The sequence below is a fragment of the Novosphingobium sp. PhB57 genome, from assembly GCF_004342985.1.
Lineage (GTDB): Bacteria > Pseudomonadota > Alphaproteobacteria > Sphingomonadales > Sphingomonadaceae > Novosphingobium.
Genome location: NZ_SMBO01000007.1, coordinates 1 through 24,178, shown reverse-complemented (window position 1 = coordinate 24,178; position 24,178 = coordinate 1). Strand labels below are relative to the sequence as shown.

Genomic DNA, 24,178 nt, shown 5'->3' with positions numbered 1-24,178 from the left:
AAGGCATGTCCTGCCTTATCGAATGCCGTCCGCGGCGGCGTCCCGGCGCAGGGGAGCCGTGGGCGGGACGGGCCTGCCCATGTTCGGAACCCGCTTGCGCCTCAACGCATTTCCCGCTGCCGTTCGGTATGCTGGCGCGCGGCGCTGCCCTTGCCGTCGGCGATGAGCGACTGGAGATCCAGCAGCGCGCGGCCGGTGGCCATGCCGCCGTTGCAGGCGATGTAGCGCGGCTCCCAGAGGGGGGCGAACTTCTCCTTGTAGTTCCGCAGGCCTTCGAAGCCATAGAAGGCCTCGCCGTGGCGGAACAGCATCCCGGCGGCCCGCGCCCAGGTCGGCGCGAGGCGGCGGGCCTCGATGCCGGAGAGCGGCGCAAGGCCGAGGTTGAACCAGGCGTAGCCTTCCTGCCGGCCCCAGAGCATGAGACGGGTGAACAGGAAGTCCATGCAGCCATAAGGTACCTCGGCGCGGTGGCGCATGAGGTCGACCGAGAGTTCCTGCCGCCCCGCCGTCTTCCAGAGATTGGCGAAAGCGACGATCCGGCCCGCGCAGCGGACCACGGCCACGTCGCAGCGGGCGATATAGGCCGCATCGAAGCGGCCGACGCTGAAGGCTTTCTCGCGCTGGCCTTTCGCGCGCAGCCACTCGTCCGAAACCGCGCCAAGCTCGGCCATGAGGCCTGGCACGCGGGCGACGGGGACGATGGCGAATTCGGCGCCCTCGCGCTCGGCGCGGCGCATGGCATGGCGCAGCGGCCGGGCGGCAGGGCCTTCGAGGCCGAAGCGGGTGAGGTCCACGCGGGCTTCCTCGCCGTATTTCATCAGCTGCAGGCCCATGTCGATGGCGATGGGCAGGACTTCGGGCGTGACCTGGTAGAGCAGGACGCGGCCCTGGTTGGCGTCCGCCCGCTCGCGCAGGCGCCAGAGCAGTTCGGGCCAGTCCGCCGGATCGCCCACGGGGTCTCCCATGACGATCCAGGAATGGCCCTGGACCTGGTACATCAGCATGCTGCGATTGTCGGGACCGGCCAGGAACAGCTTGTCCCCGGTGAGCGCCAGCATCGATTCCGAGCGGGTGGCATGGCGGAGTGCGGCGTCGACGTCGACCGCGACTTCATCCGGCAGGCGTGCCCGGCGCGAGGGGCGCAGGAAGGCGAGCAGGACCGAGGCGCACATCAGCACCGCGACGGCGAAGCTGGTGCGCAGATAGCGCGAAGCGTCGCCGGACCAGGCGAACTTCCACCAGAGGCTGCCGCGATAGGCGGGGAAAGTCTGGGCGAAGTAACCGATGACGATGGCCAGCGCGATCGTGGCGACCATCGCCAGGATCCAGTTGGCGCTCATCACGTCGGCCGTCAGCGCGGTCCGCCGCCAGAAGCCCTTGCGCGCCAGTTGCAGGATACCGGCCACCGCCAGCAGGGTGAGCGCTTCCTCCCAGTCCAGGCCCTTGATCAGCGAGAAGGCGGCCCCGGCCAGCAGCAGCGCGCGGGTGAGCAGAAAGGCCGCGTCCAGCCGGCGATAGAGCGCGGGGGCCAGCAGCAGCAGCAGCGTGCCCACCAGGCTGGCGGCGATCTGCGAGGCTTCCACGAAAGGCAGCGGCACGATGCCGCGGATGTCGGCCATGCGCTCGGGCAAGGCGGGGGTCGCGCCGGAGAGCAGCAGGATGGCGCCGCCCAGGAACACCAGCAGCGCCAGCGCGCGCGGGGCCAGGCTGACCATCATCGTCTCCCCCGCCTTCAGCGCCAGCACCGCGGGGCGGCGCCAGCGGGCATGTTCGTGGCGGACCAGCAGGACCATCGCGAAGGCCAGCGGCAGGAGATAGTAGACAATGCGGTAGACCAGCAGCGCGGCCACCAGTTCTCCCGCCGGGATCTGCGGGCAGAGCGCGACTACGGTGGCTTCGAACACGCCGAGGCCGCCGGGAACGTGGCTCACCAGCGCGATGACGATGGCCAGGACGTAAGCGAGCAGCAGCGGCGGATAGAGCGCGATCGGCGCGTGAGGGAGCAGGACGTAGAGCGTGCCGCAGGCGGCGGCGATGTCCGCCAGGGCCACCAGGGTCATCCGTGCGATCGCTGCCGGGGGCGGCAGGTGCCAGCGCCGGGCTGTCAGCGCGCCGGCCGACAGCAGTACGAGCAGCCCGGCACCCACGGCATGCTGGACGCCCAGCGGAAGGACGTGCTCGGCCACGACCAATGGCCGGCGATGGACCAGCAGGGCCAGCGCGCCGGAGGCCAGCACACCGGTCCAGAACGTGATCCCTGCAATGGCGGTGACGCGGGCGACTTCGCCGGTGCCCAGGCCTTTGGTGCCGTAGATGCGCAGGCGCGCGGCGGCGCCGGTCAAAAGGCCGAAGCCGAGGTTGTGGCTGAGGGTATAGCTGGTGAACGAAGCCAGCGCGGCCGTGCGATAGGGCAGCGGCCGGCCGATGGTGCGCAGGGCCATGACATCGTAGACGGTGAGCAGCAGGTAGCTCGCCCCGGTCAGCCCCAGTGCGGCGGCGAAGCGCCATGCGGGGATGGCGCGCGCGGTGCGGACCAGCGCTTGCAGGTTCAGCGACATGGCCAGCCGGTGCAGGCAGATCGCCGCCAGCGCCAGCACGAAAGCGGCCACGGCGAGCTGCGCGGGGATCGCCAGGCGGCGGGCCAGCGGCTGGAGGTGGGCGAAGCGGCGTCCGAGCGCCTGCAGGGTGCCGCCCGCGCTCATGACCGGCGTGTCCATGTCTGCGACTTGCAGATCAACCCGTGCAGGATGCAGCCACTGATCTTGAGGTGCGCCGGATCGGGCTGGCGAATGCGGGAGAAGAAGCTCTCGCCCATGTCCGGCACGAAGACCTGCCCCTGCCAGCCGCCGTCTTCCTCGCGGTGGTAGTCGCGCAGGAGCTGGGTGCCGACGAGATGGCCGACGCCGGCATCCGTGGCATCGGCCACCGCCGCGCCGCCGACCCAGGTGACCGTGCCGCACAGCATCGCCCCGCAAGGCGCGACCGAGACTTCCACGTCGCCGCGGGGATTGAGCCAGCGGCCGTAGGGGCTGATGGTATTGACCGGCCGGGCCGGGGCAGTGGCGGCCAGCGCGCCGATCAGCAGCGGCGCGAGCACCGGCAGGAAAGCGCGCAGGCGGGGACGCGGCAGGGTGCGCTGCAGAGCGCTCCGCAAGGCGCGGGTGAACGAAGTCATGGGGCGATCTCCGCGCCGCTCGTGAGGCGCTTGGCGAATATGCGACCGGGGCCGAAATGCGCGGCCAGGGCGCCGCGGATCGCAGCGAACAGGCGGTCGGCATCTTTGTCGAGGTAATGGTCGCCGGGCAGGACGATCTGCGTCAGGCGCGGCAGGTGAAGCAGCGGGCAGAGGCTGTCCGGCTCGTCGCGGCCATGGATACAGACGACGGGAACCCAATCCAGCTTCATGGCGCTGGGCAGGGCAGGCGCGTCGGGCGGCGTGCGGTCCAGCCATTCGAGCGGCGAGACGCGCAGGAACACGGTGCGCGTGGGCACCGTCAGCACCACCATCGCGACATGGCGCCGCACGTCGGCGGGAAGATGCTCCAGCCCAACATGAACCATGTCGGAGCCGAACGACTGGCCGAGCACGATCACGCGGTCGGCATGGCCCAGCGTCATGGCGCGGTGGATGGCCTCGGCCAGCATGGCGGAAACCTCGGCGGGCGTGCGGCGGACCTTGAAGTAGGTGAGCGAATTGACCGAGACGGTGGCCAGGCCGTGATCCGCGAGGCGGGTGGCCAGTTGCCCGCCCAGCCCGGCGCGCGGCCCCATGTCGCCCGAGAGCAGGACGGCGGCATAGCGCTCGCCCTTGACCGTGCCGGCGCTTGCTGCCGGCAGGTCCGCGAAAGGGCTGGCGTTCCAGGCGCCGAGCCATCCGAGCCAGGCGGCCAGCACGGCCGCGGCGACGATGACCACCGCGGCCAGCCAGGCGGCGCGGCGCCGCGACCGACGGGGTGCTGTTCCTCTCATGCTGCCAGCCTTTTTCATGCTGCCGGTCTGGGCGCGCGGACCTTGCCGCAGCGTGGAGCAAACATGGACTTTCCTTAATGTGACTCCGGCACGCCGTGCTGCGATAATGCAGGGCAAGGGTGTAGCTTGCGGTCAGTCTCGTACTGGCGCCGAGGATCGTGCCGCTTCATGTTCGTTTCGCCCATCTCCCCTTTCCTTGCCGGCAGGCCCGGCTGCATGTCCTGCTGTGACCGAGCGGCTTTGGGCCAGGCGGCTTCCGGCCAAGCGGCTTTGGGCCAAGCGGCTTTGGGCCAGGAGGCTTTCGCGTGAGCGAGGCGCAGGACCTGGGCAGTCGCCGCAGGACGCGGATACTCAGCCTGTTGCCGATGCTGGGCGCGCTGCTGGCCGTGACCGGCGCGCTGACCTGGGGCGACATCTGGGCGCAGCGGCACTTCGGCCTGATCGGCCAGACCCTGCCCCATCCCCATGGCACGCTTTCGGCCGAGGGCTGGCGGCAGGTGCTGGACTTCACCGCGGACCCGGTGCCGGGGCCGCAGCCGGGGCTGGTCGTCACCAGCGTGCGGTCGCGCGGCTATGCCGAGAAGGCGGGGCTGGCGGTGGGTGACTGGATCGAAAGCGCCGACGGCCACGAACCGCCGAGCCTGCAGGCCCTCGCCGAGGAGTTGTCTGAGCGCGGACAACGGCCTATTCACCTGAAGGTAGTGCACCAGGGCGCGGTCCGCACGATCGATCTTGCCCGGGAGCCGGAGCCGCAAGGGCTCTGAACCGCGATGTGAAGGGGCCGGGCGAAGAAATGGGTCACAAGCTGCTGGTCGTCGAGGACGACGACGCCACGGCGACCTATATCGCCAAGGGCATGGCCGAGGAGGGCTTCGTGGTCGATCGGGCCGCGAACGGGCGCGATGCGCTGTTCCTGGCCAGCGACGGGACTTACGATGCCATCGTGCTGGACCGCATGATCCCGCAGATGGACGGCATGTCGGTACTGGGCGCCCTGCGCGCAGGCGGGATCGAGACGCCGGTGATCGTGCTGTCGGCCCTGGGATCGACCGATGACCGCGTGGCGGGGCTCACCTCCGGCGCGGACGACTATCTCACCAAGCCTTTCGCCTTTGCGGAACTGCTCGCCCGGGTGCGCCTGCTGGTGAAGCGCAGCGGCGGGCAGGCGGCGGTTGAAACCCGGCTGGCCTGCGGCGATCTGGAAATGGATCTGCTGGCCCGCAAGGTGCGGCGCGGCAGCCGCGCCATCGATCTCCAGCCGCGCGAATTCCGCCTGCTCGAATACTTCCTGCGCCATGTCGACGAAGTGGTGACGCGCACCATGCTGCTGGAGGCGGTGTGGGACTATCACTTCGATCCCGGCACCAATGTCATCGACGTGCATGTCAGCCGCTTGCGCCGCAAGCTGGATGAGGACGGTGCGGCCCCGCTGCTGCACACCGTGCGCGGGGCGGGGTACCGCCTGGGACTGGCGGCTTGACGGGCGGCCTGACGGGCGGCGGGGTCGCGCCCGCGCGCCTGCCGCGCTTCCTGCGCTCGACGACGTTCCGCCTTTTCGTTCCGGTCGTGCTGTTCCAGCTCGTCGCCACCGGCGGGGTGCTGACTTTCGTATGGATCGCCGGTCAGCAGAGCGTGCGGGACGAGCAGCGGGCGCTGGTCCAGGAACTGCGCGACGACTTGCTGGACACTTATCAGGACGGCGGATCGGCGGCGCTCCAGGCGAATGTCGAGCGGCGGCTGCGCAGCGAGGGCCGCCGTGCGCCGGTCCTGCTCCTGGCCGACCGCGACGGGCGCAGCCTGGTGGGCAATCTTTCGGCCCTGCCGCCGCCCGATCCCGAGGCGGGCGGCCAGTTCGAGACCGTGCTCTACCGGAGCGACAGCGCCCAGCCGCTGAACATGGCGCTATCCGAGACGCGGCTTGCGGACGGCACGATCCTGCTGGCCGGAATCGAGATCGGGCGCGACCTCAAGCTGCAGCACAGTTTCGAGCAGGCGCTGTTCGCGGCGCTGTTCCTGGCCCTGCCGCTGGCGATGCTGGTGGCGGTCCTGACCTCGCGGCTGGTGGGCCAGCGCGTCCACGACATGGCGCAGACCGCGCACCGGGTGGGCAGCGGCGCTTTCGACGCCCGCGTGACGCTGGACGGTTCGGGCGACGCTTTCGACGAGCTTGCCGGCGAGATCAACGCCATGCTCGCGCGGATCGAGACGCTGGTGGGCGAGCTGCGCGTGGTGGCGGAAGGGTTGGCGCACGACTTGCGCTCGCCCGTCACGCGGCTGCGCGCGGTGCTGGAACAGGCGGCGCTGGAGGCGCGCGATCCCGCAGCCGAGGCTGCCATGCAGCGCGCCTTGACCGAGGCGGATACGCTCACCCGCATTCTCACCACCGCGCTCCAGATCGGCCGTGCGGAAGCCGGTATCGGCCGCGAGCGCTTCGAGCAGACGGAAGCGGGCGATTTCCTCGGCGATCTCGCGGCGCTCTACGAGCCTTATGCCGAGGACGCGGGCTTCGTGCTGCGGGCCGAGGTGCCGGTGGGGCTCACCGTGCTGCTCCACCGCGAATTGATGAGCCAGGCGCTCGGCAACCTGGTCGACAATGCCGTCAAATATGCCGAAGGCGGCAGCACCATCGCGCTCTTTGCCCGGCGGCGCGAGGGACAGGTCGTGCTGGGCGTGCGCGACGATGGGCCGGGGATCCCGGAAGCGCGGCGCGAGGCGGCCTTGCAGCGTTTCGGCAGGCTCGATCCCAGCCGCGCGGTCGCCGGCTCGGGGCTTGGGCTGGCGCTGGTCGAGGCCGTGGCGAAGCTGCATGGCGGGCGCGTCGAACTGGCGGAAACGCCGGGCGGTGGGCTGGAGGTCCGGCTCGGCATTCCGGCCTGACGCCGATCTCCGCGCCCTTCAGACCGTTTCCAGTTCGCGCTCCCGTGCCGGCGTTGCCGGGCCGCCGCCCGGCGTCGCGGTGACGCGGCCGGTGCGCTCCAGCTTGCCCCAGCCGATGCCCTTGCCGGCGAAAGCGGCGCTTACCGCGCGGATCACCACGCTATACATGAGCTGGCGGTAGACGAAGCGCTGCGCCAGCAGCAGCAGCGGCCGGAAGCGCTCGCGGCGGGTGTCGAGCCGGTAGGCGATCCAGCCGCAGGCGAGGTCCACCAAGGTGAAGGCCAGCCAATAGGCGCCCATGCGCAGCACGTCGGTCTGGGTCTGGGCCCAGCCGTGCTGCGAGACGCGCAAGGCGGTGCCGGCGATCGAGATCAGCAGGGCAAGGTCGATGGCGGGCGAGATCACCGCGAAGACGATCTGGAACAGCCAGGCCTGCGGCATGCCGATGAAGGCGAGGCCGGAAGGACGGCCTTTGGCCAGGGTGCCGCGGTGCTTCCAGAGGCACTGAAGCGTGCCGAACGACCAGCGGAAGCGCTGCTTGGACAGCGCGCGGAAGCTCTCCGGCGCTTCGGTCCAGGCCACGGCGTCTTCGTCGTAGGCGATCTTCCAGCCCTTGCGCTGGATGGCGATGGTGAGGTCCTGATCCTCCGCCAAAGTGTCCTCGGGATAGCCGCCGACATCGTCGAGCGCTTCGCGGCGCCAGGCGCCGACCGCGCCGGGCACGACCATGATCGCGTCCAGCCGGGTCAGCGCGCGGCGCTCCAGGTTCTGCGCGGTGACATATTCCACGCCCTGCCAGCGGGTGACGAGATTCACGCGGTTGCCCACTTTGGCATTGCCCGCGACCGCGCCGATGGCGGGATCGGCGAACCAGCGCACCAGGCGCGAGATCGTCTCGCGTTCGAACTGGGTATCGGCATCGAGCGCCACGATCACGCCGCCGCGCGCATCCTTCAGCGCCCGGTTGAGCGCCGCGGCCTTGCCGCCGTTGACCAGGGTGAGCAGTTCGACGCGGGGATTGCTGGCGAAAGCCTCGCGGACGATGGCGCTCGTCCGGTCCTTCGATCCATCGTCGGCGACGATGATCTGGAGCTGGCGATAGTCGCTTTCGAGCACGCGCCGCACCGAGGCCTCGATCACGCGCTCCTCGTTGAAGGCGGGAATGATGACGGTGACGAGCGGATCGCAAGTGTCCTCCGGCGCGGCCATCGGCTGCGGACGGCGCAGCAGGCTTGCCAGCGAGGCGAGGCCGATCGAGCGCAGCACGCCCAGCGAGATCGCGAAGAAGAACGTCCAGTTGAGCGCCACCAGGATCGCCGCCAGCGCGCCGAACAGCGCCACGTCGGCGCGAACGGCGGCCAGGTCCACGCCGTCGACCTTGGGCATCACCGCATCGTGCGAAAGGCCGGCAAGCGTGGAGACGGGCACGAACGTGTAGCCGTCCTGCTTCAGGCGCTCGATGATGACGGGCAGCGCCGCCACGGTCTGCGAACGGTCGCCGCCGCCGTCATGCAGCAGGATGACGTTCTCCGAACGGTCGGGCGAGGCGGATTCCACCTGCGCGATCGTGCTGTCGATCACATGCTGCACGCCGGGGCGCTTCCAGTCGTCCGGATCGACGTGGAGGCCGACCACCGTATAGCCGCGGGCGTGGGCGATGGCCGCCGGCACCAGTTCGTCGGCGGTGGTGGGCTCCGCGTCTCCGAAATAGGGCGCGCGGAACAGGCGCGTGGAGCGGCCGGTGGTGGCCTCTACCAGGCGCTGCGTGGCGTTGAGTTCCAGGCCGATGCCGGTCGCGGCTTCCTCGGCCATGTTCGGGTGCGTGTAGCTGTGGTTGCCGATCTCGTCGCCGTCGTCGGCGATGCGCTTGATGAGGTCGCGGTTGGTCAGCGCGTTTTCGCCCACGACGAAGAACGTGCCGGGGACGTGGTACTGTTCGAGGATCGAGAGGATGCGCGGCGTCCAGGTGGCGTCCGGGCCGTCGTCGAAGGTAAGGGCGACTTTCTTCGGCAGGGCGCCGATCCGGTGGACGACGTAAGGCGTGGGCAGGCGGGTGTAGCTTTCCGCCGAGATCATGCCGGTGGCCGCATCGAAATCGACCGTGCGGCTGCCTTCCTGCGGGGTGGCGGTCACGTCGAGGATCTCGCCCTGGCCTTCCACGTCGACATTGGCGGCCTGGACAAGGCGGGTGAGGTTCGGCCGCGTGCCGGTGCGCCAGGCCTTGACCGTGTTCCAGAAGCCGGGATCTTCGGAGCCGAGGCGCCAGAGCGCGATGTCGCCCACGCCCAGGCGCGAGAGGACCTGCATCTCGTTCCAGGTCGCGGCCGCATCCAGCATCCACACGTCGTGGCGGTGATCCTGGCCGTCCTGCGGATCGTCATAGGAATAGCCGGCATTGCCGCTCATGGCGTCGTACTGCGGCGGCGCGCCGCTGTCGTGCGCGTCGAGCCAGGCTTCCTCCACCGTCATGCTGTCGGCTTTGCCGTCGTGCCAGTTGTAGGCGTATTCGCCCAGAGCGACGATCGCCTTGCCGCGCGGCAGTCCGGCCAGGGCATGGGAGACCTTCTGCGCGAACCACGGGTTCGAGGCGATCGGGCCGGGCGTGCCGCCCTGCCAGTGCTCGTCATAGGCCATCAGCACCAGCCGGTCGGCGACTTGCCCGAAGGCGCGCATCGACCATTCGGGATTGTCGATCGGCATGGTGACCGAGACGATCCGGTGCTTCGGCGCCAGAACCGCGCGCAGTTCGCTCAGGAAGAGGCGCAAGTTGGGCAGGCTGGCGCTGGGCATGGTTTCGAAATCGACCATGACGCCGGCGGCCGAGGTCCGGTCGAGATAGGCGGCGACTTGCGTTTCCAGCGCGCGGCGGCGGACCGGGCGGGCGAGCAGGGCGGCGGTGGCATCGCCCTGCCAGTCACCGTCGACGGTGTTCTGGAGCACCGGCACCACCAGCGGGCGGTGGAGCGCGGAGGAAAGGATGTGCTTCAGGCGCGCATCGTCGTCGACCTTGAGAGCGCCGGTCGCGTCTACGGAGAGGGTTGCCGGGGCCACCCAGTCCAGCCGATCGATATGGCGTTCCAGCGACGTGGCGCTGTCGTCGCTCCAGGGCGTGTAGAAGCCCACCGTGATCGGCTTTGCACCGGGCGTCGGGGTCTGGACGGCGGCCTTGCCGAACAGGAACTTGCGTGCGCTGCGGGTGAGGTGGCCGATCTGCGCGCGGAACGGCAGGGGGGAGGCATGTTCGTAAGCGATGGGCAGCGGCGGCGGGGCCGGTACGCTGGCCACGGTCGTCGCGAAGACGACGCAGGCGGCGATCGCCAGCAGCAGCGCCAGGAACGACAGGCGGCGGACCCGGACGCGCCGGTTTCCGGTGGGGTCGAAGAAAACAGGTGCTGCCACGGCGTGCCTCACGAAGTTCCGGGCGGCGTGGGGGAACGCCGCCCGGAGGCTCATTGGTCTTCTGGAAGGTGCGGCCCGGGAACCAGAGGCAATGACGAGGGTGCGAATGTCAAATTCGGTTCCCGGACCGCATGGCCGTTCTAACCCCGGCGGCATGGAGCCGGCGTGGAGGCAAGGTTACAAAAGATTCATGTTGCGGCGAGAAGGGGGCCAGCGCTCCCGGACCGCGTCCGGGAGCGCTGGCGGATCAGAACCGCTTCTTCTCGGTGACGTCGAGCTGGACGACGCGGCCGTCGTGGATGGTCAGGGCGATCTGGCCGTAGCGCAAGTCCTGCAGGGCCTCGCGGACTTTTGCGAGGCTTTCCTCGAGATTGCGCTCGGACTGGCTGTCGCGGGTCATCAGGCTTCCTCCGCCAGTGCAAAGGTCCGGGCCCGGCGTGCGGCGATGGCGACCGTCTGGCCGATCCCGGGCGGCGGCTCATGGGCATCCACGTCGATCTCGACGATCGTCTCGCTACCGTGGAGCCGTCCTTCGACGCGCCAGGCTCCGCCTTTGCGGAATACGTTGTCCACCAGCAGCTGCCCTTCGCCCCGGCCGCTGGCCGCGGTGACGATCTCGATGTCGTGCGGGCGGATGTGGCGGCCGTCGGGCAGGCGGTTGGTTTCGCCCACGAAGTGCGAGACGAAAGCGGTGGCGGGCTCCATGTAGACTTGCTCGGGCGTGCCGATCTGGTCGATCCGGCCGTGATCCATCACCACCACGCGGTCGGCGAGTTCGAGCGCCTCTTCCTGGTCGTGCGTGACGAAGATCGAGGTGAGCCCCATCTGCTTGTGCAAGTCGCGCAGCCAGCGGCGAAGGTCCTTGCGGACTTTGGCATCGAGTGCGCCGAACGGCTCATCCAGGAGCAGCAGGCTCGGTTCGATGGCCAGCGCGCGGGCGAGCGCCACGCGCTGGCGCTGGCCGCCGGAAAGCTGGCCGGGATAACGGTCGCCCAGCCCTTCCAGCTGGACCACGCGCAGCAGTTCCTGCGCGCGTTCCTTGATCTCCGCCTTGGCGGGGCGCAGCCTGGCCTTGCGCACGCTGAGGCCGAAGGCGATGTTGTCGGCCACGGTCATGTGGCGGAACAGCGCATATTGCTGGAACACGAAGCCGACATTGCGCTTGCCCACGGGAATGTCGGAAACGTCCTGCCCGTCGAAGTAGACATGGCCCTCGTCCTGGAACTCCAGGCCGGCGATGATGCGCAGCAGGGTCGTCTTGCCGGAGCCGGAGGGGCCAAGCAGGGCGATGAACTCGCCCGGCTGGATCTCCAGGTCGATGCCGTGAAGCGCCGGGTAGTTGCCGAAACGCTTGGTGATGTTCTGGACGCGGATCAATGGCTTGCTCCCGAGTGAAGGTCGAAGCGCCATTCGAGCACGCTCTTGAGGACGAGCGTGACGAGGGCGAGGGCGGCCAGCAGCGAGGCGACCGCGAAGGCTCCGACGAAATCGTATTCGTTGTAGAGGATCTCGACATGCAGCGGCATGGTGTTGGTCTCGCCGCGAATATGGCCGGAAACGACCGAGACCGCGCCGAACTCGCCCATGGCGCGGGCATTGCAGAGCAGCACGCCGTAGAGCAGGCCCCAGCGGATGTTCGGCAGGGTCACATGCCAGAAGGTCTGCCAGCCGTTCGCGCCCAGCGAGAGCGCGGCTTCCTCGTCGTCCTTGCCCTGCTCCATCATCAGCGGGATCAACTCGCGCGCGACGAAGGGGAAGGTGATGAACACGGTGGCGAGGATGATGCCGGGCACGGCGAAGATGATCTTGACGCCGTGCGCCGAAAGCCAGGGCCCCAGCAGGCCCTGCGCCCCGAACAGCAGCACGAAGATCAGGCCCGAGACCACCGGGGAGACCGAGAAGGGCAGGTCGATCAGCGTCAGCAGCAGGTTCTTGCCGGGGAAGCTGAACTTGGTGATTGCCCAGCTTGCGGCAAGGCCGAAGACCATGTTGAGCGGCACGCTGATCGCCGCGATGATGAGCGTCAGCCGGATCGCCGAGAAGGCGTCGGGGTTGGTCACCGCGTCCAGGAAGGGACGGATGCCCTGCTTCAGCGCTTCGCTGAACACCGCGACCAGCGGCAGCATCAGGAAGAAGGCCAGGAAAGTGAGGGCAAGGCCGATCAGCAGGACCTGTGCGGTCCGGCTCTCGGTGCCGGGAGCGTGCCGCCTCATGCGCCGAGCCTCCTGCGACGGATCGACTGGAGCGCGTTGAGCGTGAAGAGTACCGCGAAGGACACCAGCATCATGACCATGGCGATGGCCGTGGCGCCGTCGTAATTGTACTGTTCGAGCTGGGTGACGATCAGCAGCGGGGCGATCTCCGTGCGGCCGGGCATGTTGCCCGAGATGAAGATCACCGAGCCATATTCGCCCACGCCGCGCGCGAAGGCCAGCGCGAAGCCGGTGAAGAGCGCGGGCAGGATCGCCGGGAAGATCACGCGGGCGAAGGTCTGCGCCCGGTTCGCGCCCAGGGTCGCGGCGGCTTCCTCCACGTCCTTGCCCAGGTCGGCCAGCACCGGCTCCACCGAGCGGACCACGAAGGGCAGGCCGATGAAGATCAGCGCCACGGTGATGCCGATCGGCGTGAAGGCCACCTTGATGCCCAGCGGATCGAGGTACTGGCCGACCCAGCCGCTGGGCGCGTAAAGCGCGGTCAGGGCAATGCCGGCAACGGCGGTGGGCAGGGCGAAGGGCAGGTCCACCAGCGCGCTCACCACCCGCTTGCCGGGAAATTCGTAGCGCACCAGCACCCAGGCCACGAGCAGGCCGAAGACGGCGTTGACGAAGGCCGCGGCGATGGCGGTGCCGAAGCTCAGGCGATAGGCGGTGAGGGCGCGGGAGGAAAAGCCCACGTCCACGAAAGCGTGCCAGCCCATGCCGGCCGACTTCAGGAACAGCGTGGAAAGCGGGATCAGCACGATCAGGGAAAGCCAGGCCAGGCTGAACCCGAAGGTCAGCCCGAAGCCGGGCAACACGGAGGGCGCACGCCAGCTGGCCTTGCGCGTCGTCATGGATGGCATCTGCAGTGGCCTGCTCGATTTCTGGCGCGAAAGGCGCGGTTTACTTCTTGGTGTAGATGCGGTCGAACACGCCGCCGTCGTCGAAGAAGGTCTTCTGCGCCTTGGTCCAGCCGCCGAAGTCCTTGTCGATGGTGACGAGGTTCAGCTTCGGGAACTGCCCGGCGAACTGTTCCGCGATCTTGGGGTCGCTCGGCCGGTAGAAGTTGCGTGCGATCGCGACCTGGGCCTCGGGTGTGTAGAGATATTCGAGGTAGGCCTTGGAAACCGCTTCGGTACCGTGCTTCTTCGCATTGTTCGCGATCACGGCGACCGGCGGCTCCGCCAGGACCGAGATCGAGGGGACGACGATCTGGAACTTGCCGGCGCCGAGCTTCTTTTCGGCCAGCAGCGCCTCGTTCTCCCAGGCCAGCAGGACGTCGCCGATGCCGCGTTCGACGAAAGTGGTCGTGGCGCCGCGCGCACCGCTGTCAAGCACCGGAACTTGCGCGAAGAGGCGCTTCGTATACGTCTCGGCGGCGGCATCCGATCCGCCCGCCTTGCGGCCATAGGCCCAGGCGGCCAGGAAGTTCCAGCGCGCGCCGCCGCTGGTCTTGGGATTGGGCGTGATGACCTGCACGCCCGGCTTCACCAGGTCGGCCCAGTCGTGGATGCCCTTGGGATTGCCCTTGCGGACCAGGAACACGATGGTGGAGGTATAAGGCGCGCTGTTGTCGGGCAGGGCCTTCTGCCAGTCGGCCGGGAGCAGCTTGGCCTTGTCCGCGATCACGTCGATGTCATAGGCCAGCGCCAGGGTGGCGACGTCTGCTTCCAATCCGTCGATGATGGCGCGGCTCTGCTTGCCCGATCCGCCGTGGCTCATGCGGAAGGTCACATCCTGGCCGGACTTCTTCTTCCAGTAGGCGGCGAAGGCCGGGTTCACGGCCTGGTAGAGTTCGCGGGTGGGGTCATAGGAGACATTGGTGATCTCCACCGCATTGCCCGACTTGCCGCCGGAGCAGCCCGCCAGAGAGGCTGCCAGTGCCGTTGCGGCGGCCACCGAAATAAACAGGCGGCGATTGAGGGTTCCGGCTTTCATCGTGTCATGTCTCCCGTCAGAAGGCGCATTGCCTAAACTCAATCGATTTGGTTGACATTAAATATGTATTTGCAGGGTGGCAAGTCCACCTTTTGGCCGATGCCGAACTCCGCGGTTTCCCAAGGGTTCGGCGGCCCCGCCAGCGCCGAAGCGCTCGAAAAGAGCGCCCTTCGGTGCGTTTCCATAGGGACGGCATCCGTCCCGGGCCCTACCCAAAGGGAGCAGCGCCCCATCGTGCTGCAAAGCCCCGCACCCTTCAACTGCGAGAAAACCCGGGTGCCGCCGCGACCGATTCAGCCGAGCTGGATGCCCTCGATGGTGATGCGGTGCATTTCGCGGCGATGGCCGTGATAATCGTTGTAGGCGTAGTGCCAGGTGGCACGGTTGTCCCAGAAGGCGATCGAACCTTCCCGCCAGTGGAAATCCTCCTGGAATTCCGGACGGCGGCAATGGGCATAGAGTTCTTCGAGCAAGCCGCGCGAGTTCTCTTCGGACAGGCCCTGGATGTGCAGTGTGAAGCTGGGGTTCACGTAGACTGCGCGCTTGCCGCTGAGGGGGTGCGTGATGATGACCGGATGCACCGGGTCGTCCAGCAGGTCCGCAGCGCCGGCATTGCCGATTCGGCCGTCCCGCCGGGTGTCCTGCGCGGCCTCGTAAGCGCCGGCCCTGCTTCCGAAGACATGGCGTGCGGAATGGACGGCATGGCGCCCCTCCACTTGCGCCTTGAGCCGCGGCGGCAAGGCGTCATAGGCGGCGTACATCGAGGCGAAGGCCGTGGATCCGCCTTGCGGCGGCAGTTCGCGGGCCACCAGGATCGAGCCCAGCGCGGGGGCGAAGTCGTAGGAATGGTCGGTGTGCCAGCCGCCGCCGATATTGTGCTGCTGGTCCGGTTCCTTCACCACCAGCGCGATTTCGGGATAGACCGAATGGGCGGTGAAGAAGCGGTTGATGTTGATCGCGCCCCAATGGCGGGCGAAGTCGATATGCTGCTGTTCGGTGATGGACTGGTCGCGGAAAAAGACCACGCCATGTTCGGCAAAAGCCGCGCGCATCGCCGAAAGATCGTCTTCCGCCAGCGGACGGGCGAGGTCGATCCCGAGGATTTCGGCGCCGACGCGCCCATGCTTGCGGATTTCAATCGGCATTGTACGAACTCCTGACCGGATATTCTCAACTTATTTGATTGAGTTTACCCGGTCAAGCCGTCCCCGCCGTCCCCCGGCAAGCGTTTCGCCGCAGTTCAGGCCCATCCGGTCGGGCTGCGGAGCGGGAAGCTCAGTAGTTCACATATACCGGATTGGTCATGAAGAGCCGCTGCGCTCCGTCGCGCAGTTCGAAACGGATCCAGTGGCGCTGGCCGTCCGAGGTCCACTTGAGCGGCAGGGCCTGCCGCGCTTCGGTCAGGCTCTCGGCCGAGAGTTCCGCCGCAGGCTGGCCGTCGACCAGGCCCACGAGCTTGCGGCCTTTCGCGCCCGTGATGGTGAGCGCCAGTTCCAGGGTCTGGCCGGCAGGCAGCGCGAAGGCATCCCCGACCGTTCCTGCACGGGCGCCGCAGCGCGCCGAGAGATCGAAGCCGAGGCCCGGTTTGCCGGTCATGTCGATCATGACGTGGCCTGCCTTCACGGCATCGAGAATGGCGCGTTCGGACAGTTCCGGCGCCCGCACCAGCGTGGTCGGGAAGCCGACGCCGAGGCGGCCGAGATCGACGTCATGGTTGTCGCTGCCGCCGATCGCGGTGATGCGGCGGCCCTGGGCGAGCTGCTTTTCCCAGATCGCCACATCGCCCCCGGCGTCCCCGCCGCCAAGCTGCTTCCAGAGGTTGCCGCTGTTCATCACTTCCATGGCGTCGGTGGCGGCGTAAGTCGCCTCGGGGGCGGACCAGCCGCAGCCGCGGCAGCGGAAGTCGGTGGGCGATCCCGGATGGTTGATCGAGAACAAACCGCCCGCGGCATGGGCGCGCTCGATCATGGTCGCCATGTCGGGCATGGATTTCTCGCCGAGGCGGTGGTCGATATATTCGGTGGTGCCGAAGACGTTGGCGTGGCCCTGCTCGGTGGTCATTTCGCGGCCGGGGATCAGCAGGATATCGTCGTAGAAGGGCTGGAGTTCGCGCATCGAGCCATAAAGCGCGACATTGTTGTGATCGGTGATCGCCGCGAAATCGAGATGGGCGGCCAGCGCGGCATCCACGGTGCGGTAGAGCGGGCAGGGCACGCTGCGCCCGCGGCGGCTGGTGCAGAAGCCGTCGCTATGGCCGGTGTGAAGATGGAAGTCGCCGCGATACCACTTGTCGGCCACTTCCAGCGGCTCGGGCGAGAAGGTCGAGACGGCTGGCACTTCGCCCGGCCGCCAGAACCAGATGCGGGCGGTATAGCGCGAGGTCACCCCTTCGCCGATATAGGACACGCCCAGATCGAGCGACCAGCGCCGCCCGCCGACCGGCCCGGCGATGAAAGAGGGCGTGGCGTTGTTCTCGTCGATCACGACGGTGTGCTTGTTGCTGCCGCTCCAGCCGCGGAATGTCTTGCCGTCGAACAGGCCGAGGTTGATCACGGTCTTCCCGTCCGGGCGGGTATATTCGTACGCCACGCCGATGCGGGTAACGCCTCCGGGGACGTCGAACGAGACCGGGACGTTGCGCTGGTAGTCCGAACGGTCGACCGTGCCGGTCAGCACGAGGTCCGGCTTCTCATGCCCTTTTGCCAGAGGCACCTTGTCCCATTCCGGCAGGTCCTGCGCGATTGCCTGGTGCGACCCGAGGGCAGAAGCGAGAAGGAGGGCGAGCGAGGCGAGGCGGGAAAAGGTCTTGGGCATGTCGATTGTCCCCGGAGGTGAGGGTTCCGGCGGGCGCGGCCAGGGCGCCCGCCGGGAGGGAGAGGGCGGAGAGGCCGATCAGAACCTGAACGTCACCGCGCCGCGCACGCTGCGGCCGAAGATCGAGCGCGCGATGTAGACGAGGTCGCCCACTTCCTCGTTGTCGATCGAGCCGGCGCGGGGATTGCCCTCGGTCAGGCCGATCGTGTTGGTGAGGTTGTTGACGTAGAGGTTGAAGGTCAGCCGGTCGTTGACGTCGAACTTGGCGTTCAGGTCCACCGTCGAATAGGCGGGCAGGCTGATCTGGTTCGCCACTTCGGCATAACGCTGGCCGTAGTAGGCGAAGTCCGCCTCCACGCGCAGGCGGTTGTCCATCAGGTTGACGCCCGGAGTGATGCGGAAGCTGTGCTTCGGCACGCGGATCAGGCGGTTCTTGGAATAGTCGACGACCTGGCCGCTGGAATTGGTGTAGACGAAGTCGGTGAAGCGCGCGTCCTGCCAGGTCCAGTTGGCGTGAATGTCGAACCACTTCGCGGGGCGCCAGGTGGCTTCCAGCTCGGTGCCCCAGGTCTTGGTGTCTCCGTAGACCGTGTTGAGCACATATTGCCCGGCCGCGTTCTGGCGATAGTCGCTGATCTCGTAGCTCTTGTAGATCGAGTTGAAGCCGGTGAGATAGACGTCGAACGTGGGCGAGGCGTACTTCAGGCCGACCTCGTAGAAGTCCATCTTCTGCGTGACCGGGCTGGCCGCCGCATTGCCGAGGAAGCTGGAGACGCTGGGCAGGCGGAACGTGGAGGTGAAGCGGGCGAAGGCGCCCATGCGCGGCTGGAGCTGGTAGTTCGCGCCCAGCGTCCAGGCCATGTGATCGTACTTGCGCGAGAACGGCGCGAACACGCCCGAGCCGACCAGCACCGCGTCGTCGGCGGCGGTGGCGGACTGGCCGAGGTTGATCGTGCTCTTGCCTTCCACCTGGCCGCTGGTCTTGATCTGCTCCCAGCGAATGCCGCCATCGACGCGCAGGCGGTCGGTCAGCTTCCATTCGTCGCTGGCGTAGACGGCGATGGTGTCCGACTTGCCGAAGGCGTTGTTGAATTCCGAGCCGTAGCTGGCGATGCCGTCATTGGTGAACTGGTAGAGCGTGTTGCCGGCCGCATCGCGCAGTACGGCGTCGAGCAGGGCGGCATTGTCCTTCACGTCGGTGAAGATCGCCGCCGAGTTCGAATGGTAGGTTTCCTTGACGTGGGCATAGTAGAAGCCCAGCGCCAGGTCGTGGTGGCCGGCCAGTTCGAAGTCCTGCAGGAAGCGGGTGTCGGAAACGAACTCGTCTTCGGGAATGGTGAAGGAACGGGCGAGGTTGAGCAGGGCCAGGCCGTTGCCGTTGGCATTGGCCAGGTCCATCGGGCCGCTGCCGTTGGTATAGTTGAAGCCCAGCGTCTGGCCGGCGGCCGTGTCGACGTACTTGCCATAAGTCGAGGACAGCAGGTCGGCGGCCGAGGCGACCGTGCGCGGGGTGATCGAGTTGCGCTTGGTGTAGCTGTCGCGGTAGCGCATCTTGTGCTCGACGCGCAGGCTGTCGGTCAGTTCGTAGTCGAACTCGCCGGTCAGCTGGGTGAGCTTGATGGTGGTGCCGATGCCGTTGTCGAACTTTTCCACGCCGTCCGGCGTCAGGAAGTCGAAATAGCGGGTTTCCTTGCCGGCGATGATGTCGCGCTTGGCGTTGAAGCCGGGCACGCCCACTGGATCGCCGTTGCCGTCGTTGACGAAGGGCGTGACCATGGCGTTGCCGATGCGCTCGTCGATGCGCTTGACGCCCAGCATGAGCGAGCCGCGCTCGAACTCGCGCGAGATCGTGGCGCGGATCTGGCCGCCTTCGTCCTGGCGGTAGCCGGTGTGGCGCTGGCCGTCCGACAGGCGGTAATAGCCGCCGACCAGGAAGCGCCAGTCGCTGTTGCCGATCGGGCCGCCGACCCAGCCGTCCACGCGGTGCGAATTGTAGTCGGCCACTTCGTAACGGACCGAACCTTCCAGATGGTCGCCGCCGCGCCGGGTGATGAAGTTCACGACCGCGCCGGGGGCGTTCGAATAGAAGATCGACGACGGACCGCCGCGCACCACTTCGATGCCCTGGATGGTCTGGTCCATGCGCAGGGCCTGGTCGCCGTTCAGCCAGCCGAGGCCGGCGTCGTGCTGGATGGTGATGCCGTCTTCCAGCAGCGAGAGCGCGGAGAAGCCGTCGGTCGGGATGCCGCGCACGCGGATATTGCCGCTGGCCTCGCCGGAGGAACTTTCGATCCAGAAGCCGGGCACGTTCTTCAGCGCCTCGCCCACGCCGATGGGCGCCTTCATCTGCAGTTCGGCTTCGGATATCGTCGAGATGGCGTAGCTCGCCTCGACCTTCTTCTGCGCACTGCCGGCGCGCGCGGTGACGATGATGTCGTCACCCGATCCGGCGGCGGGGTTGGGCGCGGCTTCGTCGGCATGGGCGATGCCCGAAGCGCAGGCGAAGACGGCCATCGCGCAGGCCGAGGCCTGCACGCGGAAACGGGACTTGAACATGGATGCGACCCCTGTATTTGCTGTGCGGGCCGCATATGGTAGCTATAATTATCATTTTTATGACACCACGCGGCATTTGCGGTGTCCGGAGCACGAATTGGATCCTGACAAACCCCCTTACCGCAGGCCCATGCAGGAGCGATCGCGCAAGACATTCAATGCCTTGCTCGATTCCGCCGCGCATCTGCTGGGGGAGGTGGGCATCGAGCGCATCTCGACGAACCAGATCTGCGAACGCGCCGGAATGACCCCGCCCGCGTTCTATCGCTATTTCGACGACAAATATGCGATTCTCCATGCCCTGGCCGAGCGTTTCATGGAGCGGCAGAACGTGGCGCTACAGGCCTGGCTGGACAATTACCGCGAGGCCGGGCTCGACGTGATCGAGGGCAAGGTGGTCGAACTGATCCGCACCATGCATGAGATCACGGCCAGCGAGCCGGGCGCCTTGTGGATCATGCGGGCGCTGCGGGCGATCCCGAGCCTCACGCCGATCCGCCTGTTCTCGCACAACTTCGTCTCGGACCTGCTGACGGACATGTACATGCCCTATCTCGCGCATGTTCCGCGTGAACTGGTGCTGCGGCGCACCCGCATGTCGGTGGAGATCGCCTATTCGCTGGACGAGATGCTGAAGGAAAAGGAAATGGACGCAGAAGCGCTGTTCGCCGATGCCGGCCATGTCTTCAGCGCCATGTTCCATTATCCCGAATATGCGCGGCCCGGGCACAAAGGCCCGGATTGATCGCGGTTTCGCAGCTGCAGTTGGCCGCCGCCCTCAGGCTTCGGCGCTGTCGAAGACATATCCGAACGAACGCACGGTGCGCGGCAGGTGCGGCACCTGCATCGAGCGCAGCTTGCGGCGCAGGCGGCTGACCCAGGAGTCCACGGTCCGCTCGTCGCAGACCTCCACGCTCTTGCCCAGCACGCCGATCAGTTCGCCGCGCGTGAACACCCGGTTGGGATTGCGCGCGAAGTGATTGAGCAGGCGCTGCTCATTCGATTGCAGCGGCACGACCAGACCCCGGTACCGGGTGAGATGCGAATCGGGCTGGATCATCAGCTCGCCGATCTGGATCGCCGGGGTTTCCTTGCGCGCGGCCGCGGCAGGCTGGTAGATTCGCAGGCGCTGCACGAGCGCATGCGGGGTGAGGGGCGCGATCAGGTAGTCGTCCGCCCCCGCGTCCAGCGCGCGGGCCTGGGCGCGCGGATCGGCCTCCGGCAGGATCATCGTCATGTGGAGGGGATGGTCGTTGATGCGGTCGCGCAGCAGCCCGCAGAGCTGAAGTCCCGACATTTCCGGCAGAAGCCAGTCCACGAAGATCCAGGTCGGGGCCCTGGCGGGCCGCGCGCAGAGTTCGGTTGCGTTCATCACCGCCGCCTCGAAGGAGAGGAAGTTGTCACGAACGGCGCTGACATGGGCAAGGTCGCCCGAGGTCAGCACGATGTCGCCAGATTTGATCATGGTATCCTGCAGTTTCGATACGAATGATCCGGCCACATAGTGCCGTGATCGCCGCCATGCACATGTCAAATTTGTCATGTTCGCCCGGCCGCGTGTCGCCATAATTGCGTCAAGAAAATTACAAGAAAGCAACACGGATGTGACGCGGGTCGCGCCTAGTCAGCCTCCCTGTCGCCCCGCCGGGCGGGCCCCTTGCCGCGACTGCAAGGAGGAAGACCAAGCATTTCAGGGAGTTTTCGCATGATTCGCCACGCCATCCGTCTGGCGGCCACTTGCAGCATCGTCGCGTTGAGCCAGGCGCCGGTAGCCGCTTTCGCCGATGAAGCCGCAACAATCGCTCCCGCTGCCGACAGCGCCGCCGCGGCCGACAGCGACGGCTCGGTGCCGATCATCGTCACCGCCACCAAGCGCGAGACCGACCTCCAGAAGACTCCGATCGCCATCGCCGTCATCGGCAGTGCGGATATCGAGAAGCAGCACGTCCAGAGCCTGATCGACCTGGCCAGCGGTACCGTGCCCTCGCTGCGCGTCGCCACGTTCGAAGCGCGCCAGTCGGCCCTTACCGTCGGCATCCGCGGCATCGTGCCGTTCGACGCCAACCAGACCGCGCGCGACCAGGGCGTGGGCGTCTACCTCGACGGCGTCTACCTCGGCCGCCAGCAGGGCCTGAACGCCGCGCTGTTCGATGTGCAGCGCATCGAAGTGCTGCGCGGACCGCAGGGCACGCTGTTCGGCCGCAACACCGAAGGCGGCGCGCTCTCGATCGTCACCAAGGCGCCCACCGGAGAATTCGGCGGCCGTGTTTCGGCGGGCCTCGGCAACTATGGCCAGCGCGACGGCGAAGCGCACATCGACTTCCCCGAGTTCCACAACATCTCGGTCAAGGTAGACGGCGTCTACCAGCACCAGGACGCCACGGTGAAGAACCCGCTCGCGGGGCAGACCGGCTGGAACTACTACGACCGCGTCGGCGTCCGCATCCAGGCCCAGTGGAAGCCGTTCGAAGGGCTGACGGCGAACATCTCGTACGACAAGTCGCGTGACGACAACACGCCGATGTACAGCCAGCTCATCAACTACAACCCGAACAACCTGACGGTCGCCACGCTGGCGGATATCGCCAGCCAGGGCGGCAAGCTGAAGGCCGGGCAGATCGCCCCGCTTTCCCCGCTCGTCCAGGTCAGCGGCGACAAGCGCATGAAGACCGCGGACATCGGCGTGCCGCAGCAGCCCAGCGTCGACCGCACGCAGGGGGTGATGGGCAACCTCAGCTACGACCTCAATCCGAACCTGACGCTGCGCTCGATCACCGCCTGGCGGGACGTCCACACCGACCAGTACGACAACTCGGGCGGCGCTCACCGCACCGTGTTCCTGCCGAACGCCAAGTTCAGCCGCTACTCGCTCTCGTTCCTCGACCAGAACCAGTTCAGCCAGGAACTCCAGCTGGTCGGCAGCCTGCCGCACCTCGATTTCGTGGCCGGTGCCTACTATTACAACGAGCACGCCAGCGAGAACGCCGCCACTCCCAGCTCCAACCAGTGGAACGCGGACGGCTCCGGCTACACCGTGCTGAGCCCCAGCGTGTCGGGCGTTGTGAGTTCGTCCAACCAGGGCTGGGACGACAGTTCGCTGTTCCTCCAGCGCGACAGCCACGCCAAGGCCCAGAGCCTGGCCGCCTTCGCGCAGGCCACGTATACGCCTGCCGGGCTTGACCAGGTCCACCTGACCGCCGGCGGCCGCTTCACGCACGACAAGCGCGACGGCGTGCTCGATATCGTCAACGGCGCGGCTTACGATTACACCTTCCGCTACCGCAAGGACCGCTTCGACCCGATGGTCACGCTGGCCTATGACGCCACGCAGGACGTGAACCTCTACGCCAAGTACTCCACCGGCTACCGGGCCGGCGGCGCCAACGACCGCTCGCAGACTTTCGACGCCTTCGGCCCGGAAACGGTGAAGTCCTATGAAGTCGGCGCCAAGATGATGTTCCTGGATCGCAAGGTTCGCCTGAACCTGGCCGGTTACATCATGGACCGCGATGGCACCCAGGTGGACTTCGACAACGTCAACACCGATCCCACCAGCCCTTACTTCAACCTGCACACGCAGGAGACGCTGAATGCGCCGGGCACCACCAAGATCCGCGGCGTCGAGGCGGAACTGAACGTCCACCCCACGCACAATCTCACGTTCGGCGCCTCTTATGCCTATACCTATACGCGTGTGCCGCGGACGCTGAATCCGTTCCTCAGTACGGCCGACAACCCGGTCTACCAGAACGTCTTCATCGTCTACACGCCGAAGAATGCCGCTTCGGTCTTCGCGGACTACACGGTGCCGGTGGGCAGCGGCGACGAAAGCGTCCAGGTCCATCTCGACGCCGCCTATGCCGATGCGCAGTACAGCTTCGAGGACGAAGACGTTAAGGCGCAGAGCAGCTTCATCGTGAATGGCCGCATCGCCCTTGCCGACATCCCGATGTCCGACAACGGCACCAAGCTGACGGTCTCGGTCTGGAGCCGCAACCTCCTCAACGAGACGCACATCTACCGCCTGTCCTACGCCAATGCGAACACGCTGGGCGCTTATGGCAACTTCAATCCGCCGCGCACTTTCGGCGTGGAGGGCACCGTCAACTTCTGACGTTTCACCGTTTCGGCAGGCCTCTCCCTGTGGCCTGCCGGCAGGTTCCTGCCTGCATTCCTGCACGCGGCGCGGCTCCGGCCACGCCGCGTGTCGTTTTTCTGGTCACCCCGGCGGGTGTGGAAAACTTTTCAGGAAAAAGGGTTTGACCGAATCGCGGGTGGCACTTAGAGGGCCTCTCACCGCAGCGGACCACACGGTCTTGCAGCGGTCGCCAGCAGAGACGGACAGCTTGTTCCCCCATCGCAAGAAAGCGGGGAGCGCTAGTTGTCCGGCTTTACTGTTCGGCGGGTTCCGCGAGGGACCGGTTCTT

General features: G+C 67.2%; 18 protein-coding genes. 5 read left to right on the top strand and 13 right to left on the bottom strand.

Annotated elements, in window-relative coordinates; translation table 11 throughout:
* Positions 1–101: 101 nt before the first annotated feature.
* The 3 genes from mprF to EDF58_RS20050 are packed head-to-tail and all read right to left on the bottom strand — an operon-like array spanning position 102 to position 3,969.
* On the bottom strand, positions 102–2,717 hold the full coding sequence (gene mprF, locus EDF58_RS20060; RefSeq protein WP_243654395.1) for a bifunctional lysylphosphatidylglycerol flippase/synthetase MprF: 2,616 nt from the start codon (positions 2,715–2,717) through the stop codon (positions 102–104).
* Positions 2,699–3,175, bottom strand: coding sequence for a DUF2147 domain-containing protein (locus tag EDF58_RS20055; protein ID WP_132268824.1), 477 nt, complete (start codon positions 3,173–3,175; stop codon positions 2,699–2,701). Before EDF58_RS20055 ends, mprF begins: the two co-directional genes overlap by 19 nt.
* Positions 3,172–3,969: an AcvB/VirJ family lysyl-phosphatidylglycerol hydrolase gene (locus EDF58_RS20050; protein WP_132268822.1), complete on the bottom strand. Its 798-nt coding sequence runs from the start codon at positions 3,967–3,969 to the stop codon at positions 3,172–3,174. The genes EDF58_RS20055 and EDF58_RS20050 overlap by 4 nt, the downstream gene beginning before the upstream one ends.
* Positions 3,970–4,274: 305 nt before the next feature.
* Here EDF58_RS20050 and EDF58_RS20045 point away from each other — a divergent pair, with 305 nt between their 5' ends.
* The 3 genes from EDF58_RS20045 to EDF58_RS20035 are packed head-to-tail and all read left to right on the top strand — an operon-like array spanning position 4,275 to position 6,846.
* Positions 4,275–4,733 (top strand): PDZ domain-containing protein, encoded by a 459-nt coding sequence (locus tag EDF58_RS20045; protein WP_132268820.1) that lies wholly within the window; start codon positions 4,275–4,277, stop codon positions 4,731–4,733.
* Positions 4,734–4,762: 29 nt separating this feature from the next.
* Complete coding sequence (locus EDF58_RS20040) at positions 4,763–5,449, top strand: response regulator transcription factor (RefSeq protein WP_132268819.1); 687 nt, start codon at positions 4,763–4,765, stop codon at positions 5,447–5,449.
* On the top strand, positions 5,446–6,846 hold the full coding sequence (locus EDF58_RS20035; RefSeq protein ID WP_132268817.1) for an ATP-binding protein: 1,401 nt from the start codon (positions 5,446–5,448) through the stop codon (positions 6,844–6,846). Before EDF58_RS20040 ends, EDF58_RS20035 begins: the two co-directional genes overlap by 4 nt.
* Before the next feature lie 18 nt (positions 6,847–6,864).
* On the opposite strand, the gene EDF58_RS20030 is transcribed toward EDF58_RS20035, so the two are convergent.
* The 9 genes from EDF58_RS20030 to EDF58_RS19990 form a co-directional block, all read right to left on the bottom strand.
* Positions 6,865–10,245, bottom strand: coding sequence for a glycosyltransferase (locus EDF58_RS20030; RefSeq protein ID WP_132268815.1), 3,381 nt, complete (start codon positions 10,243–10,245; stop codon positions 6,865–6,867).
* 247 nt (positions 10,246–10,492) lie between these two features.
* Positions 10,493–10,645, bottom strand: coding sequence for a YezD family protein (locus EDF58_RS20025; protein ID WP_132268813.1), 153 nt, complete (start codon positions 10,643–10,645; stop codon positions 10,493–10,495).
* Positions 10,645–11,655 carry a sulfate ABC transporter ATP-binding protein gene (locus tag EDF58_RS20020; RefSeq protein ID WP_132268812.1) on the bottom strand — a complete coding sequence of 337 codons (1,011 nt, stop codon included), beginning with the start codon at positions 11,653–11,655 and terminating at the stop codon, positions 10,645–10,647. Before EDF58_RS20020 ends, EDF58_RS20025 begins: the two co-directional genes overlap by 1 nt.
* Positions 11,619–12,458 carry a sulfate ABC transporter permease subunit CysW gene (gene cysW / locus EDF58_RS20015; RefSeq protein ID WP_132268810.1) on the bottom strand — a complete coding sequence of 280 codons (840 nt, stop codon included), beginning with the start codon at positions 12,456–12,458 and terminating at the stop codon, positions 11,619–11,621. The genes EDF58_RS20020 and cysW overlap by 37 nt, the downstream gene beginning before the upstream one ends.
* Positions 12,455–13,297 (bottom strand): sulfate ABC transporter permease subunit CysT, encoded by an 843-nt coding sequence (gene cysT, locus EDF58_RS20010; RefSeq protein WP_243654393.1) that lies wholly within the window; start codon positions 13,295–13,297, stop codon positions 12,455–12,457. The genes cysW and cysT overlap by 4 nt, the downstream gene beginning before the upstream one ends.
* Before the next feature lie 49 nt (positions 13,298–13,346).
* A complete protein-coding gene (locus EDF58_RS20005) occupies positions 13,347–14,381 on the bottom strand; it encodes a sulfate ABC transporter substrate-binding protein (RefSeq protein WP_132268807.1) in 1,035 nt (344 codons plus the stop codon).
* Positions 14,382–14,674: 293 nt separating this feature from the next.
* A complete protein-coding gene (locus EDF58_RS20000; RefSeq protein WP_132268805.1) occupies positions 14,675–15,526 on the bottom strand; it encodes a TauD/TfdA family dioxygenase in 852 nt (283 codons plus the stop codon).
* Positions 15,527–15,656: 130 nt separating this feature from the next.
* Positions 15,657–17,195 (bottom strand): CehA/McbA family metallohydrolase, encoded by a 1,539-nt coding sequence (locus tag EDF58_RS19995; protein WP_132268804.1) that lies wholly within the window; start codon positions 17,193–17,195, stop codon positions 15,657–15,659.
* 78 nt (positions 17,196–17,273) lie between these two features.
* The gene (locus EDF58_RS19990; protein ID WP_132268802.1) at positions 17,274–19,751 is read right to left on the bottom strand and encodes a TonB-dependent receptor; all 2,478 of its coding nucleotides are present in this window, start codon (positions 19,749–19,751) and stop codon (positions 17,274–17,276) included.
* 97 nt (positions 19,752–19,848) lie between these two features.
* Between EDF58_RS19990 and EDF58_RS19985 the strand changes: the two genes are divergently transcribed.
* Positions 19,849–20,496 (top strand): TetR/AcrR family transcriptional regulator, encoded by a 648-nt coding sequence (locus EDF58_RS19985; protein ID WP_243654392.1) that lies wholly within the window; start codon positions 19,849–19,851, stop codon positions 20,494–20,496.
* Positions 20,497–20,529: 33 nt separating this feature from the next.
* Here the strand turns inward: EDF58_RS19985 and EDF58_RS19980 are convergent, their stop codons facing one another.
* A complete protein-coding gene (locus EDF58_RS19980) occupies positions 20,530–21,216 on the bottom strand; it encodes a response regulator transcription factor (protein WP_165921495.1) in 687 nt (228 codons plus the stop codon).
* 240 nt (positions 21,217–21,456) lie between these two features.
* On the opposite strand from EDF58_RS19980, the gene EDF58_RS19975 reads away from it, so the two are divergent.
* Positions 21,457–23,865 (top strand): TonB-dependent receptor, encoded by a 2,409-nt coding sequence (locus tag EDF58_RS19975; protein ID WP_132268796.1) that lies wholly within the window; start codon positions 21,457–21,459, stop codon positions 23,863–23,865.
* The last annotated feature ends 313 nt before the right edge of the window (positions 23,866–24,178 follow it).